This window comes from Saccharothrix algeriensis (assembly GCF_016907655.1).
GTDB classification, from domain to species: domain Bacteria; phylum Actinomycetota; class Actinomycetes; order Mycobacteriales; family Pseudonocardiaceae; genus Actinosynnema; species Actinosynnema algeriense.
Genome location: NZ_JAFBCL010000001.1, coordinates 2,368,521 through 2,385,000 on the forward strand (window position 1 = coordinate 2,368,521; position 16,480 = coordinate 2,385,000).

Sequence of the window (16,480 nt, forward strand, 5' to 3'; positions counted from 1 at the left end):
CGAGGCTTCGGCGGACGGGATGGCAGCGGACGGGATGGCAGCGGGCAGGCGGCTCGGCGGGTGGAGGCGGTGGGGTGAGGTCCCACCCGCGCCTGGCGGGTGGGACCTCGCCCGGGGGTCGCCGTCAGAGCTCGACGCCGGGGTCGGGCGTCAGAGCGCACAAGCCTTCTGCCGCGCTCTGCGCTCGGCCCAACCGGCCAGTCGGCGCCACCTCCGGGCGGCGATGAGGCGGTGGGCCACCCGTTGCCTTCGGGCGAATGCCTCCGCATCATGCATTCGGGATCTGGCCAGGTTTTCTTCGATCAACATGGGGTTGCCTCGCAGGTTGAGTTCAGTGGTCAGTGCGTCGTCGGTGGTGGTGCGGTACGTGGTCACGCGGCGGCCTCCTGGTCGGTAGCCCCCCGGACGACGGTTGCGGCGGGCGCCGCGGGAACAGCGGGTGCGGCGTCCTTGCGCGGGCGCCCGCGGGGGCGCTTGCGCGCGATCACCGCTCCGCGCTCGAAGATCTCGCCGCCCCAGACCCCCCAGGGCTCGTGCCGGGCGAGCGCGCCCGCCAGGCACTCGGCGATCACCGGACAGGCGGCGCAGAACTTCTTCGCCTCCTCCAGCTCGGCCGGTGCGTCGGCGAACCAGAGGTCGGGGTTGTTGGTGCGGCAGGGCAGTTCCAAGCCGGCGTCGGGCGCGGTGTCGATCAGGGAAGCGACCCCGGCTCCGGCCAGGTCCGGCTCGGTGGACAGCGTTCCGGCTATCGGAACGGTCGCGGTCAACATCAGGTGGACTCCTGTCAAGGGTCTTGCGATGGGGTTTTTCCTGCTTGAACTGGTCGAACAAACACGAAGGCCGCGGATCCGGTTACGGGTCCGCGGCCTTCGTGAGCCTCAGTGTCCTGACGGGTCGGTCAGGTACTTCGCTCCTGCGCGGACGGCGCAACGTTCTGGGTCGGGACAGCGGTGGTCACGTGGGCGACTGGCGCCTGGATCAGCTGAACTCGCGCGACACCCCACTTCGAGGCGTGGCGATCGCGGGCAGACTTCTCCCCCGCAACACGAGCGGTGCCGGACACGGCGTCAACGCCGATCACGAGGCGAGCCGGCGTCTCGAAGCACATGTGGGTGTTCACACCGGTCACCTCCTCGGGCAGCTAGTCTTGGAGCAACGCTCCATCTCAATCCCCAGCGGGCGCTTCGCGCCCGGCCTCAGCAGGTTATGGCCCGGTCCCCGACCGCCGCAACCGCTTTTTCCAAATACCTGACGATCGTGTGAAGCTTCAGCGTTTGCCCTGCACAAGGGCCAGGACGTCGGCCCCGTAGCGGTCGAGCTTGGCCGCGCCGATGCCGGCGATCGAGACCAGGCCGGCGACGTCCTCGGGGCGCTGCTCGGCGATGGCCACCAGGGTCGCGTCGGTGAGCACGACGTAGGCGGGCACCCTCAGCTCCCGCGCCCGGCCGGCCCGCCAGGCCCGCAGCCGGTGCAGCAGGTCCTCGTCCACGTCGGAGGGGCAGCTGCCGCACCGGCTGAGCTTGATCGCCCGCGCGTCGTTCAGCACCGTGCCGCACAGCCGGCACAGCGCTTCGGAGCGGCGCTGCGCGGGCTCGCGCCGGGCGGTGCGCGAGGCGGGGTGGTCCTCGGGGACCAGCCCGTAGAGGAACCGGCTGCGCCGCCGGTAGCGGCGCCCGCCCGCGGCGCGGGCCAGCGCCCACGACAGCCACAGGTGCACGCGGGCCCGCGTCACCCCGACGTACAGGAGCCTGCGCTCCTCCTCGATGGCCGCGTCGTCGCCGTCGGCGTGCGTGATCGGCAGGGTGCCCTCGACCAGGCCGACGAGGAACACCGCGTCCCACTCCAGGCCCTTGGCCGCGTGCAGGGACGCCAGCGTGACGCCCTCCACGGTCGGCGGGTGCTGGGCCTCGGCGCGCATGTCCAGCTCGACGGTGAACTTCGCCAGGTCCGCGCCCTCGACCGTCGCCGCCAGCTCCTCGGCCAGCTCGACCAGGGCGAGCAGCGACTCCCACCGCTCCCGCGCGGAGCCGCCGGCGGGGGGCTCGTCGGTCAGGCCGATGCCGGTCAGCACCCCGCGCACGACCTCGGGCAGTTCGCCGGGCAGCCGCTGCGCGGCGGCCGAGCGCAGCGCGACCATCGCCTGCCGCACCTCCGCGCGCTGGAAGAAGCGCTCGCCGCCGCGCACCTGGTAGGGGATGCCCAGCTCGGCCAGCGCCTGCTCGAAGACCTCCGACTGCGCGTTGATGCGGTAGAGGACGGCGATCCCGCTGGCGGCCACGCCGTCGTCCAGCAGCGCCTTCACCCGCTGCGCGACCGCCGCGGCCTCGGCGGGCTCGTCGTCGAACTCGGTGAACCGGGGCTGGGGACCCTCCGGCCGCTGCCCGACCAACCGCAGCCGCGACCCGGCGGGGCGACCGCGCGCCCACTTGATCACCTCGTTGGCCAGGGCCACGACCTGCGGTGTCGACCGGTAGTCCCGTTCCAGCCGCACCACGGCGGCCCCCGGGAACCGGCGCGGGAAGTCCAGCAGCGGGCGCGGCGAGGCGCCCGCGAACGAGTAGATGGTCTGGTTCGCGTCGCCGACGACGGTCAGGTCGTCCCGCGCGCCCAGCCACGCGTCGAGCACCCGCTGCTGCAGCGGCGTGACGTCCTGGTACTCGTCCACCACGAAGCACCGGTAGCGGTCGCGGAACTCCTCGGCGACGTCGCCGTGCTCCTCCAGCGCGGCGGCGGTGTGCAGGAGCAGGTCGTCGAAGTCGAGCAGCTGCGCCTCGTTCTTGAGCTGCTCGTAGGTCCGGTAGACCTGCACGACCTGCTCGGCCGGCGCGGGCGCGTCCCGCTGCGCGCGGCCGGCCGCGACCGGGTACTCGTCGGGCGTGACGAGGGACGCCTTGGCCCACTCGATCTCGCTCGCGAGGTCGCGCAGCGAGTCCGACTCGGTGGACAGCCCGACCCGGTTGGCGGCCTGCGCGACGATCCGCAGCTTGTTGCGGTCGATCAGGTCCCACTGCGGCCCGCCCACGACCCGCGGCCAGAAGTACCGGAGCTGCCGCAGCGACGCGGCGTGGAACGTCCGGGCCTGCGCGCCGGGCACGCCCAGCGCCCGCAGCCGCGTCCGCATCTCCCCGGCCGCCCGCGCCGTGAACGTCACGGCGAGCACCTGGCCGGCGGCGACGTGGCCGCGTTGCACCAGGTGGGCGATGCGGTGGGTGATGGTCCGGGTCTTGCCGGTGCCAGCGCCCGCGAGCACGCAGACCGGGCCGCGCGGCGCCTCGACCGCGGCGCGCTGTTCCGGGTCGAGTCCGTCCAGCAGCCCGTCCATGCGCTGCATCCTCGCATTGCGCGCGGGCCGCGCTGTGTGGGGGCGATCCGGCGCGCCGTATCCTGGTGGGTATGGCTGGAAAGCAGGACAAGGCCGCCGCCAAGGAAGCGGCGAAGGCGCGGCGCGCGGCTTCGAAGGCGCGGCGCGGTCAGATCCTCGAGGCGTTCAAGGTGCAGCGCCGCGAGGACAAGGCGCTGGTGCCGCTGATGGTGGCGTGCGTGCTGGGCGCGGCGGCGGTGGCGTTCCTGCTGGGCCTGATCTGGGACATGCAGTGGGTGCTGCTGCCGCTGGGCATCGCGGTCGGCGCGCTCCTGGCGGTGATCGTCTTCGGCCGCCGCGTGCAGCGCACCGTGTACGCCAAGGCCGACGGCCAGCCGGGCGCGGCGGGCTGGGCGCTGGACAACCTGCGCGGTCGCTGGCGCGTGACGCAGGCCGTGGCCGGCACGACGAGCGGCGACATGGTCCACCGCGTGATCGGCCGCCCCGGCGTGGTGCTGGTGGCGGAGGGCGCGCCGCACCGCGTGAAGGGCCTGCTGGCCCAGGAGAAGAAGCGCGTGGCCCGCGTGATCGGCGAGACCCCGATCTACGACGTCATCGTCGGCAAGGACGAGGGCCAGGTCGCCCTGCGCAAGCTCCAGGGCCACCTCATGAAGCTGCCGCGCAACATCTCGGCGGCCCAGGTGGACACGCTGGAGAACCGCCTGGCGGCCCTGGCGAGCCGCGGCACGGCGATGCCGAAGGGCCCGCTGCCGCAGGGCGCGAAGATGCGCAACATCCAGCGGGCCATGCGCCGCCGCTGACCCGCGGGGAGCGCCGGAAGCGGTCACTTCGCCGCCCCGGCCGCCGGTGTCCCGTGGGACACTGGGGGCCGGGCCGGAAGGCCACGCCCCGCGGTCGGGGCGCCTCGGTCGACGGCCGCGCCGCGCTCGGCCCGGCGTGCCCGGAGCCGGGTTCCCCGAGGTCGCGCCGACACCGGAGGCCGGATGCCGCGTCACGCCCGAGGTCAGGCGCCGGTCCCGTCGCGGGCCGGTCGGCCGGGCGACGCCGGGCCCCCGGCCGCGAACCGCGCAGGCCCGACCGCGAAACCGGCCGCGAACCCCGCAGGTCCGGCCGCGCGCCCGCCCGGCCCGGACCGCGGGTCCCGACCCGGCTCACCGCACGCGGATGACCACCGTGCCGACCACCTTGTCGTGCAGGCCCCGGCCGTCGGCGTCCCACACCACCGCCGGGATGACCGGGAAGATCAGCGCGGTGCGCAGCGCCGCCCGGGGCAGGCCCACCAGGCCCGCCCCGTCCAGGCGCGCCACCCGCAGCCCGAACAGCGCGTGACCAGGGGTGAAGCCGAAGAAGGCCACCGCGACCACGGTGATCGAGAACCACGCCAGCAGGCTCCAGTTGCGCGGCAGCTCGGGGTGGGTGAACACGCCGGCCACCCCCATGGCCAGCGCGAAGTCCACCAGGATCGCGATCGCCCGCCGCCCCGTCGACGCCACCGAGCCGGGCCCGGCCTGCGGCAGGCCGAGTCGCTCGCCCCGCCACCGCTGGCCGGAGCCGTCACCGGAGTCGGCGCCCGGCTCCAGGGCCGAACGGGGTCCAGACAGCCACGAACCGGTCCACTTGCTCACCCCTCCAGAGTAAGGCCGTGCTCAGCGGGTGAGGGCCGGCAGGTCCGGTTGCCCACCCGGGAGGGCCCGTTAACACTGGCGAAACACCAGGGTGACTGCTGGGCAACACCGCCGCCATAGCGTCGCCGACGATGGCAGGCCGCGCCCGGACGCGGCGGACAACCACGCCCCCACCGCAGTGAAGGAGTCGACGAGGGTGTTCAAGAATCCCGACGAGGTCCTGAAGTTCATCTCCGACGAGGGCGTGAAGTTCATCGACGTCCGGTTCAGCGACCTGCCCGGTGTCATGCAGCACTTCACCGTCCCGGCCGCGGCGTTCGACGCGGAAGCGATCGAGGAGGGCCTCGCGTTCGACGGCTCGTCGGTGCGCGGCTTCCAGTCGATCCACGAGTCGGACATGCTGCTGCTGCCCGACCTGTACACGGCGCGCCTCGACCCGTTCCGGATCGAGAAGACGCTGATCGTCAACTTCTTCGTGCACGACCCGTTCACCCGCGAGGCGTACAGCCGCGACCCGCGCAACGTCGCCCGCAAGGCCGAGCAGTACATCACCGAGTCGGGCATCGCGGACACCGCCTACTTCGGCGCCGAGGCGGAGTTCTACATCTTCGACTCGATCCGCTTCGACACCACGCCGAACGCGTCGTTCTACGAGATCGACTCGATCTCCGGCGCGTGGAACACCGGCCGCGAGGAAGAGGGCGGCAACCGCGGCTACAAGGTCAAGTACAAGGGCGGCTACTTCCCCGTCACGCCGACCGACCACTACGCGGACCTGCGCGACAAGATGGCCCTCACCATGGAGGCCAGCGGCTTCACCGTCGAGCGCGCGCACCACGAGGTCGGCACCGCGGGCCAGTCCGAGATCAACTACCGGTTCAACACGCTGCTGCACGCCGCCGACGACCTGATGCTGTTCAAGTACATCATCAAGAACACCGCGTGGCAGGCCGGCAAGACCGTCACGTTCATGCCGAAGCCGCTGGTCGGCGACAACGGCTCCGGCATGCACGCCCACCAGTCGCTGTGGAAGGACGGCGCGCCGCTGTTCCACGACGAGTCCGGCTACGCGGGCCTGTCCGACATGGCGCGCCACTACATCGGCGGCATCCTGCACCACGCGCCGTCGCTGCTGGCGTTCACCAACCCGACGGTGAACTCCTACCACCGCCTGGTGCCGGGCTACGAGGCGCCGGTCAGCCTGGTCTACAGCCAGCGCAACCGCTCGGCGTGCGTGCGCATCCCGATCACCGGCGACAACGCCAAGGCCAAGCGCATCGAGTTCCGCTGCCCCGACTCGTCGGGCAACCCGTACCTGGCGTTCTCGGCGATGGTGATGGCCGGCCTGGACGGCGTGAAGAACAAGATCGAGCCGCCGGCCCCGGTCGACAAGGACCTCTACGAGCTGCCGCCCGAGGAGGCCCTCAACGTCAAGCAGGTCCCGTCCAGCCTGGAGGCCGTCCTGGACAACCTGGAGGCGGACCACGAGTTCCTGCTGGAGGGCGGCGTCTTCACCCCGGACCTCATCGACACCTGGATCTCGTTCAAGCGCCAGCAGGAGATCGACCCGCTGCGCCTGCGCCCGAACCCCTACGAGTTCGCGCTGTACTACGACGTGTGATCGTCGCTCCGAGCCGAAGGCCCGGCGCCCCCGTGGGGCGCCGGGCCTTCGGCTCGTCCGCGGCTACCGGGGGATCGGGATGCCGGTGACCGCCACGGAGCCGCCGGTGGGGGCGAGTTGGCCGATGATGCCGGAGAACGTCAACGTCAGCGTGGTCCCCGCGGTCGCCCCGGGGTCCAGTTCCAGGTAGCCCGAAGCGCTGCCGTTCTTCGCGACGCCCACCGGCCACCTGCTGGTCGACAGCGACGCGCTGTAGTTGCGCCCGGTGTCGTCCGCGGCCGTCACCGACGCCACCGGCAGGTCCATCTTCGACGTGCTCGCGTTCACCGCCGTCACGTGCAACCGCAGCCGCCCACCGGCGTTCTCCACCCGGGTCACCTCGACGGTGAGCAGGCCGCGCGACTGCTTCCACGACCCGACGCCCACCTTCGTCTCCGGGCTCGCCGTCGTGGTCCCCCCGGATGTGGTCCCCCCGGCCGTGGTCCCCTCGGTCGTCGTCCCGAGCGCGCCGTCCAGCGAACCGGTCGCGACCGCCGGCGTGGTGGCGGGGGCGTCCGAGCCGAACGTCACGCTGAGCGCGCCGAAGCCCACGCTGCCCGCCGTCGCCGCCTGGACCGCGCCCAGCAGCACCAGCACGCCGAGCGCGACCAGGCCGATCTTCAGGGCGGCGCGGTTCTTCCTGCGGTGGTGATCGGCCATGACGTCCTTCATCCGGGCGCACGCGGGCGAACGTGGATTCCCCCTGAACACCCGCCAGTCTCCGCACTTCGGAGGTCCGCAGTCAATGCGCGGGACCGGAGAACGGCCCCTTGCCGACGCTGCGTGAACGCGTGCGGACGCCCGGTGGACCTCCGAGGGGCTGCCCGTCCCACCATCGTGGCGGGCGGTTAGGGTCGCGCCGTGTCTGATGACGTCGCTACCACCGCCCAGGTGCTGTCCACCACCATCTTCGACTCCGCCACCGAGGCCATCGAGGCCATCGCCGCGGCCGACGTGCTCGGTCTCGGCGTGAAGGTCGCCAACCGGCTGGTGCCCGACGAGGACTCCGACGACACCCTCGTGGAGGAGTGGGTCGTGGAGGTCCTCGCCTCGGTCCCCACCGCCGACGAGGACTGAGCGCGCGCAGGGGCCTCCCGCCGCGGAGGCCCCCCGCTCACACCGTCAGCACGACCTTGCCGCGCACGTGCCTGCCCTCCAGCAGCCGGTGCGCCTCCGCGGCCTCGGCCAGCGGGAACGTCTGCTGCACCGCCACCTTCAACGCGCCGGACCCGGCGTGCTCGGCCAGCCAGTCCAGGTCCGCCCGCACCGGCTTCGCGTAGCAGTACCGGCCGCCCAGCGCCAGCACGTTGACGTCCACGATGGACACGATCCTGGCCGGGTCGCGGACCAGCGCGGGCGAGTCGTTCAGCGCCGCGCCGCCGGCGCAGTCGAACGCCACGTCCACCCGGCCGTCCCCGCCGACCAGCTCGGCCACGTTGTCCACCAGCGCGTCCCCGTACGCGACCGGCTCCGCGCCCAGCCCGCGCAGGAAGTCGTGGTTGCGCGGCGACGCCGTCCCGATCACGCGGGACGCGCCCAGGATGCGCGCGACCTGCACCGCCAGGTGCCCGACGCCGCCGGCGGCGGCGTGCACCAGCACCGCGTCGCCCTCCGACACCCCCACCCGGCGCAACGACTGCAGCGCGGTCAGCCCGGCCAGCGCCAGCCCGCCGGCCTCGGCGAACGACAGCGCCGCGGGCTTGTGCGCGAGCCCCCGCTCGGTCGCGGCGATCAGCTCCGCGTAGGCGCCGTGCTGCACGTGGTCCTTGCGCTGGTAGCCGAACACCTCGTCGCCGGGCGCGAAGCCCTCGACGGCCGGGCCGACCTCCCGCACGACCCCCGCCACGTCCCAGCCCGGGACCAGCGGGAAGTGGTGCGGGGCCAGGTCCTTGACGTGGCCCATGCGCACCAGCAGGTCGACCGGGTTCACCCCGGCCGCCCGCACCTCGACCAAGACCCCGTCGAGGTTGATCCGCGGGTCGGGCAGCTCCTGCACCCGGAGCACGTCCGCGTCACCGAACTCGTCCTGCGCGATCGCCTTCACGCGTCCCAGTGTTCACGAGCCGCGCGGGACGCGCCGGTTCACGAGCCGTAGAAGACGCGCTCGACCACGGCCCGCGCCCGCCGCGTGGTGCGCCGGTAGGAGTCGAGGAACTCGCCGGGGTCGCCCGGGTGCCCCATCACCCCGGCCACGGCCGCCAGGTCGCGCCCGGCCGTCGGCAGCTGGTCGCCCGGCTTGCCGCGCACCAGGACGACGGCGTTGCGGGCCCGCGTCGCCATCACCCACGACTCCATCAGCGCCGACGCGTCCTCCTCCGCCACCAGCCCCGCCTCGCACGCCGCGCGCATCCCCCGCACCGTCGACGGGGTGCGCAGCGACGGCACCTCATGGGCGTGCTGCAGCTGCAGCAGCTGCACCGTCCACTCCACGTCGGCCAGCCCGCCGCGCCCGAGCTTGGTGTGCGTGGACGGGTCCGCGCCGCGCGGCAGCCGCTCCGCCTCGACGCGCGCCTTGATCCGCCGGACCTCCCGCACCGACGCCGCGTCCAGCCCGTCCGCCGGGTACCGCACCGGCTCCACCAGCTCGATGAACCGCGCCCCCAGGTCGGCGTCGCCGGCGACCACCCGCGCCCGCAGCAGCGCCTGCGCCTCCCACAGCTCCGACCACTGCGCGTAGTACGTCCGATAGGACTCCAGCGTGCGCACCAGCGGACCCTGCCTGCCCTCGGGCCGCAGGTCGGCGTCCACCTGCAGCGCCGGGTCCTGGCTCGGCGCGCTCAGCAGCCGCCGCACCTTCTCCACCACCGCGGCGGCGTACCGGACGGCGTCGGCGTCGGCCACCCCCGGCGCGGCCTCGCACACGAACAGCACGTCCGCGTCCGAGCCGTACCCCAGCTCGCGCCCGCCGAGCCGCCCCATGCCGATGACCGCGATCGACGCGAGCCGCTCGCCGGCGGTGCGCACCACGGCGTCCAGGGCGGCCTGCAGCACCGCCACCCACACCTCCGACAGCGACACGCACACCGTCCGCAGCGACGCCAGCCCCAGCAGGTCCGCCGACGCCACCCGCAGCAGCTCGTGCCGCCGCAGCGACCGGGCCGCCGTCACCGCGCGCTCCAGGTCGTTGTACCGCGACACGGTGCTGCGCAGGGGGTTGCCGATGGTCATCGGGTCCAGGCCGACCAGCGCGGAGGTGTCCGCCAGCAGCCGGAGCACCTCCGGCGCGCGCACCAGCAGGTCCGGCACCAGCTTCGAGGTGCCCAGCAGCGCCGCCAGCCGGTCCACGACCGTGCCCTCGTCCCGCAGCAGCCGCAGGTACCAGGGCGTCTCGGCCAGCGCCTCGGACACCCTCCGGTAGGCCAGCAGCCCGCCGTCCGGGTCGGGCGTGGCGGCCAGCAGGTCCAGCAGCACGGGCAGCAGCGCGGTCTGGATGCGCGCCCGCCGCGACACCCCGCGCGTCAGCGCCTCGATGTGCCGCAGCGCGCCGTCCGGCGCGGCGTAGCCCAGCGCGGCCAGCCGGGCGGCGGCCTCGGCGGTGGTCAGCCGCAGCGCCTCGGTCGGCACGTTCGCCACGGCCTGCAGCAGCGGCCGGTAGAACAGCTTCTCGTGCAGCCGCCGCACCTGGTTGGCGCGCTTGCGGAACTCCGCGAGCAGCACCTGCGCCTCGGACAGCCCGCCCCGGGCCGACAGCCCCGCGGCCCGCGCCAGCCGGCGCAGCGCCGGGAAGTCGTCCTCCGCCGGGAACAGGTGGGTGCGCAGCAGCCGCTGCAGCTGCAACCGGTGCTCCAGCGTGCGCAGGAACCGGTAGGCGCGACCGAAGTCGGCGGCGTCCGTGCGCCCCACGTACCCGCCGCGGCCCAGCGCCGCCAGCGCGGCCGTCGTGGCCGCGATGCGCAGCTCCTCGTCACCGCGCCCGTGCACCAGCTGCAGCAGCTGGACGGCGAACTCCACGTCGCGCAGGCCGCCCGGCCCCAGCTTCAGCTCCCGGTCGGCCAGCCCCACCGGCACGTGGTCCTCGACGCGGCGGCGCATCGCCTGCACGTCGGGCACGAAGTCCTCCCGCTCGGCGGCGGTCCACACCAGGGGGCCCACCACCTCCAGGTACCGCCTGCCCAGCTCGGCGTCGCCGGCCACCGGGCGGGCCTTGAGCAGCGCCTGGAACTCCCAGGTCCGCGCCCACCGCCGGTAGTAGGCGGCGTGCCCCTCCAGCGTCCGCACCAGCGCGCCCGCCTTGCCCTCGGGCCGCAGCGCCGCGTCGACCTCGAAGCACGCCTGCCCCGCCACCTGCATCATCGCGCCGGCCAGCCGGGTCGCCACGGCGGTGTCGCCCTCGCCGACGAACACCACGTCCACGTCGCTGACGTAGTTCAGCTCCCGCGCGCCGCACTTGCCCATCGCGATCACGGCCAGCGTGCAGTCCCCGGCGCGCGCCACCTGCCGGGACGCCACGTCCAGCGCCGCCCGCAGCGCCGCCACCGCCAGGTCCGACAGCAGCCCGGCCACCTCGTCGTAGGGCACGTGCGCGAGGTCGGGCTCGACGACGCGGGCCAGGTCCTCGGCCGCGATCCGGCACAGCAGCGCCCGGTACTCCGAGCGCAGCGCGCGCACCGCCGCGGACCCGGTCAGCTCCCGCACGGCCTCGACCAGCACCGGCGCGAACACCTCCGCGGACACCGGCTCGGCCTCGGCCAGCGCCGCCCACCGGTCGGGGTTGGCGACCAGGAAGTCCGACAGCGCGGTGGACGACCCGAGCACCGCCAGCAGCCGGCCGCGCAGCACCGCGCTCGACCGCAGCACGCCGTCCAGCTCCGCCCACCCGTCGCCGAGCGCCTCGCGCAGCCGGTCGACGCCGAGCAGCGCGAGGTCGGGGTCGGGGCTGCGCGACAGCGCCCACAGGACCGGCTCGCTGCCCGCGGTCGGCCGGCGGTCGTCCCACCACCCGGCCGCGCGCAGGAGTTCGCCGCTGCGGGCCTCGGTCAGGCCGAACCGGGCGGGGGAGGTCGGGGTGCGGGCTGGATCGGTCATCGCGATTACCGTAGTCCGTGGCGCGCCGGGCCCCGGCGGGGAGCGTCGGTCGGGGCGCCGCCGTCAGGGCGCCACGATCAGGGCGCCACGATCAGGTAGATCCCGAACAGCACCACGAGCACGCACGCCACGAGGCAGGCCGCCGCCGCGACCGCGGGCACGGCCACCGACCCGCCGCGCTCCCGCGCCTCCTCCCGCGCCGACAGCGCGCGCAGCCCGGCCGAGAACAGCACCACCAGCCCCAGCACCACGGCCAGGCTCACCCCGAACACCGTGCCCAGCGCCGCCCAGTCGACCTTCACACCGCCACCTTGTGCGTCTCGGCCTGCGCCGCGATCTCGTCCACCACGTGCTCCGGCCGCACCGGCTCGCGCCGCGACAGCAGCCAGATCCCCAGCGACACGACCACCGCCGCGCCCGCCACGACCACCACGCCGACCGTCCCCGACGACGCGACCTTGCCCGCCACCGCGCCCACGACCCCGGCCGCGGGCAGGGTGAACAGCCAGGCCAGGGCCATCCGCCCGGCCACGCCCCACCGCACGCCGTCCCGCTGCCGCCCCAGGCCGGACCCCATGATGCCGCCGGACGCGACGTGCGTGGTGGACAGCGCGAAACCCAGGTGCGAGGACGCCATGATCACCGTCGCCGCGCTGGTCTGCGCCGCGAAGCCCTGCGGCGCCTCGATCGTGGTCAGGCCCTTGCCGAGGGTGTGCGTGATGCGCCAACCGCCCAGGTAGGTGCCCAGCGCGATGGCCACCGCGGCGCTCAGGACCACCCACATGGGCGGTTCGGAGCCCGGTGCGAGGGTGCCGGCGGTGATCAGGGTCAGCGTGATGATGCCCATCGTCTTCTGGGCGTCGTTGGTGCCGTGCGCGAGCGACATCAGGGCCGCCGACGCCACCTGGCCGGCCCTGAACCCCTTGCGGGCGACCGACTCGCGGGCCCGGCGGGTGAGCCGGTAGGTGAGGAACGTGGCCAGCAGCGCCACGACCCCGGCCACCAGCGGCGCGGCGACCGAGGGCACCACCACCTTGTCGACCACCTTGGCGAAGTGCACGGCGTCCGCGCCCGACGCGATCCAGGTCGCCCCGATCAGCCCGCCGAACAGCGCGTGCGACGAGCTCGACGGCAGGCCCACGTACCAGGTGATCAGGTTCCAGACGATCGCCCCGACCAGGCCGCCGAACACCACGGCGGGCGTGATGCGGGCGTCGTCGACGATGCCGCCGGAGATGGTCTTGGCGACCTCCACCGACAGCAGCGCCCCCACCAGGTTCAGCACCGCGGAGAACGCCACGGCCGTGCGCGGCTTCAGCGCGCCGGTGGCGATCGAGGTGGCCATCGAGTTCGCCGTGTCGTGGAAGCCGTTGGTGAAGTCGAACGCCAACGCGGTGACGACCACGATGATGACGAGGAGCGAGGCGTCCACGCTGATTCCTCCGGCTGAACCGACACAGTCGTGGGTGAACGCTACCCGTCCAGTCGATGAACTCTCACATGGACCGGGATTCGTCACACCAGGGGCAGGGTCCTCCGCCCCTCCGACCGGGCCGGCAGCTCGCCCGCCGCCAGCCGGACGAAGCGCTCCGCGAACGGCTGCCACGCCTCGCGGATGTCCTCGTGGCCCCGCTCCAACCGGTCCGGCTCGAACTCGCCGGGCCGCGCGCAGGCGGCCGTGTCGGGGGCGTGGCGCGCCCAGGACGCCACCACCTCCGGCGTGGTCTCGATGTGGAACTGCACCCCGTAGGCGTTCTCGCCGACCCGGAACGCCTGGTTCGGGTACTTCGGGGAGGACGCGAGCAGCTCGGCGCCGGGCGGCAGCAGCGCGATCTCGTCGACGTGGAACTGGAGCACGTCCGGCGTCCACGGCAGGTCGGCGAACAGCGGGTCGGCGGTCGCCGCGTCCCGCTTGGCGACCAGCAGCACGCCGACCTCCGGCCCGTGCGGCGCCCGGCGGAGCTGCCCGCCGGTGGCCGCCGCGAGCAGCTGGCCGCCCAGGCACACCCCCAGCGTCGGCACCCGCCGGGTGACGGCGTGCGCCAGCAGCGCGCGCACGTCGGCGAGCCACGGGTGGTCCGCGTCGTCCAGCGCGCTCATCGCGCCGCCCAGGACCACCAGGCCCTGGTAGCCGTCGAGCGTCGCGGGCAGCGGGCGCTCGCCGGGCCCGACCACGTCGAGCACCGCCCCGGCGCCGGTCAGCCAGTCGCCGAGGCGGGCGACCGGGTCGAGGTCGTCGGGCTGCACAACGAGCAGTCGCGTCACCCCTCCGAGGGTAGATCAGCAGGCACAACCGGCTCCGTGCAGGCCATCGCCCCCACCCGCCCGGTCGCCTCCCACCGGGCCGCCTCCCACCGGGCTGTCCCCCACCGGACCGCTCTCCACCGGGTAGCCGGCCGCCTGCCAGGCCCGGATGCCGCCGGCCAGCCGCTTGACCCGGAAGCCGAGCCGGGACAGCCGGAGCGCGCCCTTGGTGGCCGCGTTGCACTCGGCGCTCTCGCAGTAGCAGACGTAGACCAGGTCGCGGTCCCAGCCCGCGGTGGCGTCCTCGTCCACCTCCCAGTGCGGCAGGTGCAGCGCCCCCGGGATGCGGGCCCGCGCGAACGCCTCGGCGCCGCGCGTCTCCACCAGCCGGAACCCGGCGGTGTCACCCGCCCCGAGGTCGCGCACGACGTCGTCCGGGTCGGCCTCGGAGGACAGCTCCGCGGCGAAGCGCGCGGCGGCGACGGCCGGGTCGGCGGGCGGGAAGCGCAGCGTGTTCGTCATGGTCGTCATCCTGGTCGAGCCGCGCCGTCGGGGGCAGGCGGAAGTCCAGGTCTCGGGCCGGTCCTGCCTACGATTCCACGGTGGAACTGGACGACCTGGACTGGCGGCTGGTGGACCTGCTCCAGCGGGACGGGCGGATGACGTTCACCGAGCTGGCCAAGCGCGTGTCGCTGTCCGCACCCGCCACCACCGAGCGGGTGCGGCGGCTGGAGCAGGCCGGGGTGATCACCGGGTACGCGGCCGTCGTGTCGCCGCGCCGGCTCGGGCTGCCGATCGAGGCGATCGTGCGGGTGCGCGTGCGCAGCCTGGACACGCCCCGCTTCCGGGAGCGGGTGGTGACCGTGCCGCAGGTGCTCGACGCCGACCACGTCACCGGGGACGACTGCTGGCTGCTGCGCGTGGTGTGCCGGTCGACGGCGGAGCTGGAGGAGTTCGTGGAGCTGGCCCAGCGGTACGGCGACACCACCACGTCGCTGGTGTTCTCGTCGGCCGTGCGCAACCGACCCGTGACGCGCGACGTCCTGGACGGGATCGACTCGCCGTGACGCACCCGGGCCGGCGCGCTCAGGGGCGCTCGTGGTCGGGCGGGGTGAAGACGAACTCCGCCGCGTCGCACACCGGCCGGAAGCCGATCCGCTGGTAGATCGAGTTGGACGTCGGGTTGGCCAGGTCGGTGAACAGCACCACGTGCTCGACGCCCCGGTCCAGCGCCCACCGCGCGCAGGCCGCGGTGGCCGCCGCGGCGTAGCCGTTGCGGCGGTGCTCCGCGGGTGTGAAGACCGGGCCGATGCGGCACATGCCCGAGGCCGGCACGCCCGAGGCCGCCCACGCCACCGGCTGATCGCCGTCGACCCAGAGCACGTGCCCCGAGCCCGCCGCCAGGCTGGGCCGGACGAAGGCGGCCGCCGCCTCCTCGGTCGAGTCGTGCGGTGTCGACTCGTCCACGAAGTCCCGGTACCACCGGATGAGCAGCTCGGCGTCGTCCTCCGTCGCCCGGCGCGAGGCGCCCGGCACAGCGGCCGGCGGCTCCAGCTCGTCCAGCCGGTACAGGCGCAGGGCGGTGACCTCCCGCGCGTCGCACCCGGTGCGGGCGGCCCAGGCCCGGGCGAACGCCTCGACGGCCGGGCGCGGCCCGTTGACGCCGGGCACCTCGACGCCCACCAGGTGCTCGGCGACCGCGTCCGCCCACTTCTCCGGGACACCGCTCAGCGTCAGCGGCCACGGCGGGGTGCGCAGCGCCGCGGCGACGAGTTCGCCGCCCTCCGACACGGTGAGCAGCGTCGGCTGCTCGTCGGTCGGGTGGGGGTGGTCGAGGCGCCGCGCGACAGCCGCGATCGGGATTGTATGGAACACCGGGTCCGCGTTGAAGAATTCCCTGGTCAGGTCCCAGAAGTCGGCCAGGTCGTCATGCCGCTGCACGTCCACGAGCGAGACCGTAACGCAAAACGCCCGCAGGGGGCACCGGATATACCAGGTGCCCCCTGCGGGGAAGGAATGTTCGGCGGCGTCCTACTCTCCCACACCCTCACGAGTGCAGTACCATCGGCGCTGGAAGGCTTAACTACCGGGTTCGGAATGGGACCGGGTGTTCCCCCTCCGCCATGACCACCGAAACACTATGAAATTACCACCACAGCCACCCCACAACCCACACCCGACACCAACCGTGTCAGGGGGTCGCCCGGGGTGGGCCCGGTGGTTCTTTCAGAACCGCACAGTGGATGCGTAGCGTCTTCGTAGCAAGTCCTCGGCCTATTAGTACCGGTCAACTCCAGCCGTTACCGACCTTCCATCTCCGGCCTATCAACCCAATAGTCTCTTGGGGGCCTTACCCCACAAAGGGTGGGATACCTCATCTAGGAACGAGCTTCCCGCTTAGATGCTTTCAGCGGTTATCCCTTCCGAACGTAGCCAACCAGCAATGCCCTTGGCAGGACAACTGGCACACCAGAGGTCCGTCCGTCCCGGTCCTCTCGTACTAGGGACAGCCTTCCGCAAGTATCCTACGCGCGCGGCGGATAGGGACCGAACTGTCTCACGACGTTCTAAACCCAGCTCGCGTACCGCTTTAATGGGCGAACA

The 16,480-nt window shown here is 73.6% G+C and carries 17 protein-coding genes and 2 rRNA genes (1 of these 19 running past the window's edge); 4 read left to right on the top strand and 15 right to left on the bottom strand.

Features of this window, described 5'->3' with window-relative positions; all coding sequences use genetic code 11:
* Window positions 1-150: 150 nt before the first annotated feature.
* From JOE68_RS10580 to JOE68_RS10595, 4 genes are all read right to left on the bottom strand, one after another.
* Window positions 151-375 carry a putative WhiB-interacting protein gene (locus JOE68_RS10580; RefSeq protein ID WP_204842143.1) on the bottom strand — a complete coding sequence of 75 codons (225 nt, stop codon included), beginning with the start codon at window positions 373-375 and terminating at the stop codon, window positions 151-153.
* Complete coding sequence (locus JOE68_RS10585; RefSeq protein ID WP_204842146.1) at window positions 372-770, bottom strand: WhiB family transcriptional regulator; 399 nt, start codon at window positions 768-770, stop codon at window positions 372-374. Before JOE68_RS10585 ends, JOE68_RS10580 begins: the two co-directional genes overlap by 4 nt.
* Window positions 771-898: 128 nt before the next feature.
* Window positions 899-1,120: a hypothetical protein gene (locus tag JOE68_RS10590; RefSeq protein ID WP_204842148.1), complete on the bottom strand. Its 222-nt coding sequence runs from the start codon at window positions 1,118-1,120 to the stop codon at window positions 899-901.
* A 147-nt stretch (window positions 1,121-1,267) separates the two neighbouring features.
* Window positions 1,268-3,322: an ATP-dependent DNA helicase UvrD2 gene (locus JOE68_RS10595; protein WP_204842150.1), complete on the bottom strand. Its 2,055-nt coding sequence runs from the start codon at window positions 3,320-3,322 to the stop codon at window positions 1,268-1,270.
* 71 nt (window positions 3,323-3,393) lie between these two features.
* Between JOE68_RS10595 and JOE68_RS10600 the strand changes: the two genes are divergently transcribed.
* Window positions 3,394-4,122: a DUF4191 domain-containing protein gene (locus JOE68_RS10600; RefSeq protein WP_204842152.1), complete on the top strand. Its 729-nt coding sequence runs from the start codon at window positions 3,394-3,396 to the stop codon at window positions 4,120-4,122.
* A 351-nt stretch (window positions 4,123-4,473) separates the two neighbouring features.
* Here JOE68_RS10600 and JOE68_RS10605 read toward each other — a convergent pair whose 3' ends face one another.
* On the bottom strand, window positions 4,474-4,947 hold the full coding sequence (locus tag JOE68_RS10605; protein ID WP_204842154.1) for an RDD family protein: 474 nt from the start codon (window positions 4,945-4,947) through the stop codon (window positions 4,474-4,476).
* A 196-nt stretch (window positions 4,948-5,143) separates the two neighbouring features.
* Here JOE68_RS10605 and glnA point away from each other — a divergent pair, with 196 nt between their 5' ends.
* A complete protein-coding gene (gene glnA, locus JOE68_RS10610) occupies window positions 5,144-6,568 on the top strand; it encodes a type I glutamate--ammonia ligase (protein ID WP_204842156.1) in 1,425 nt (474 codons plus the stop codon).
* Window positions 6,569-6,631: 63 nt separating this feature from the next.
* On the opposite strand, the gene JOE68_RS10615 is transcribed toward glnA, so the two are convergent.
* Window positions 6,632-7,267 (bottom strand): hypothetical protein, encoded by a 636-nt coding sequence (locus tag JOE68_RS10615; protein ID WP_204842158.1) that lies wholly within the window; start codon window positions 7,265-7,267, stop codon window positions 6,632-6,634.
* 201 nt (window positions 7,268-7,468) lie between these two features.
* Here JOE68_RS10615 and JOE68_RS10620 point away from each other — a divergent pair, with 201 nt between their 5' ends.
* Entirely contained in the window at window positions 7,469-7,684 is a 216-nt protein-coding gene (locus tag JOE68_RS10620; protein WP_204842160.1) for a hypothetical protein, read from the top strand.
* Between the two features lie 37 nt (window positions 7,685-7,721).
* On the opposite strand, the gene JOE68_RS10625 is transcribed toward JOE68_RS10620, so the two are convergent.
* From JOE68_RS10625 to JOE68_RS10650, 6 genes are all read right to left on the bottom strand, one after another.
* Window positions 7,722-8,651: an NADP-dependent oxidoreductase gene (locus JOE68_RS10625; RefSeq protein WP_204842162.1), complete on the bottom strand. Its 930-nt coding sequence runs from the start codon at window positions 8,649-8,651 to the stop codon at window positions 7,722-7,724.
* Between the two features lie 38 nt (window positions 8,652-8,689).
* Window positions 8,690-11,632, bottom strand: coding sequence for a bifunctional [glutamine synthetase] adenylyltransferase/[glutamine synthetase]-adenylyl-L-tyrosine phosphorylase (locus JOE68_RS10630; protein WP_204842164.1), 2,943 nt, complete (start codon window positions 11,630-11,632; stop codon window positions 8,690-8,692).
* Between the two features lie 77 nt (window positions 11,633-11,709).
* Window positions 11,710-11,934: a hypothetical protein gene (locus JOE68_RS10635; RefSeq protein WP_204842166.1), complete on the bottom strand. Its 225-nt coding sequence runs from the start codon at window positions 11,932-11,934 to the stop codon at window positions 11,710-11,712.
* Window positions 11,931-13,064: an inorganic phosphate transporter gene (locus tag JOE68_RS10640; RefSeq protein ID WP_204842168.1), complete on the bottom strand. Its 1,134-nt coding sequence runs from the start codon at window positions 13,062-13,064 to the stop codon at window positions 11,931-11,933. Before JOE68_RS10640 ends, JOE68_RS10635 begins: the two co-directional genes overlap by 4 nt.
* Before the next feature lie 83 nt (window positions 13,065-13,147).
* Window positions 13,148-13,897: a type 1 glutamine amidotransferase gene (locus JOE68_RS10645; RefSeq protein WP_204842170.1), complete on the bottom strand. Its 750-nt coding sequence runs from the start codon at window positions 13,895-13,897 to the stop codon at window positions 13,148-13,150.
* Window positions 13,898-13,912: 15 nt separating this feature from the next.
* Window positions 13,913-14,398: a rhodanese-like domain-containing protein gene (locus JOE68_RS10650; protein WP_204842172.1), complete on the bottom strand. Its 486-nt coding sequence runs from the start codon at window positions 14,396-14,398 to the stop codon at window positions 13,913-13,915.
* An 80-nt stretch (window positions 14,399-14,478) separates the two neighbouring features.
* Here JOE68_RS10650 and JOE68_RS10655 point away from each other — a divergent pair, with 80 nt between their 5' ends.
* A complete protein-coding gene (locus JOE68_RS10655; RefSeq protein ID WP_204842173.1) occupies window positions 14,479-14,943 on the top strand; it encodes an Lrp/AsnC family transcriptional regulator in 465 nt (154 codons plus the stop codon).
* 19 nt (window positions 14,944-14,962) lie between these two features.
* Here JOE68_RS10655 and JOE68_RS32205 read toward each other — a convergent pair whose 3' ends face one another.
* From JOE68_RS32205 to JOE68_RS10670, 3 genes are all read right to left on the bottom strand, one after another.
* Complete coding sequence (locus tag JOE68_RS32205) at window positions 14,963-15,823, bottom strand: GNAT family N-acetyltransferase (RefSeq protein ID WP_204842175.1); 861 nt, start codon at window positions 15,821-15,823, stop codon at window positions 14,963-14,965.
* A gap of 71 nt (window positions 15,824-15,894) precedes the next feature.
* Window positions 15,895-16,011 (bottom strand): 5S ribosomal RNA (gene rrf, locus JOE68_RS10665).
* Window positions 16,012-16,133: 122 nt separating this feature from the next.
* Window positions 16,134-16,480, bottom strand: a 23S ribosomal RNA gene (locus tag JOE68_RS10670) (it continues 2,734 nt past the right edge of the window).

Coding starts and splice junctions, on each gene's coding strand:
- JOE68_RS10585 (WP_204842146.1), bottom strand. CDS start 770: ATGTTGACCGCGACCGTTCCGATAGCCGGAACGCTGTCCACCGAGCCG.
- JOE68_RS10595 (WP_204842150.1), bottom strand. CDS start 3,322: ATGGACGGGCTGCTGGACGGACTCGACCCGGAACAGCGCGCCGCGGTC.
- JOE68_RS10600 (WP_204842152.1), top strand. CDS start 3,394: ATGGCTGGAAAGCAGGACAAGGCCGCCGCCAAGGAAGCGGCGAAGGCG.
- JOE68_RS10615 (WP_204842158.1), bottom strand. CDS start 7,267: ATGGCCGATCACCACCGCAGGAAGAACCGCGCCGCCCTGAAGATCGGC.
- JOE68_RS10630 (WP_204842164.1), bottom strand. CDS start 11,632: ATGACCGATCCAGCCCGCACCCCGACCTCCCCCGCCCGGTTCGGCCTG.
- JOE68_RS10650 (WP_204842172.1), bottom strand. CDS start 14,398: ATGACGAACACGCTGCGCTTCCCGCCCGCCGACCCGGCCGTCGCCGCC.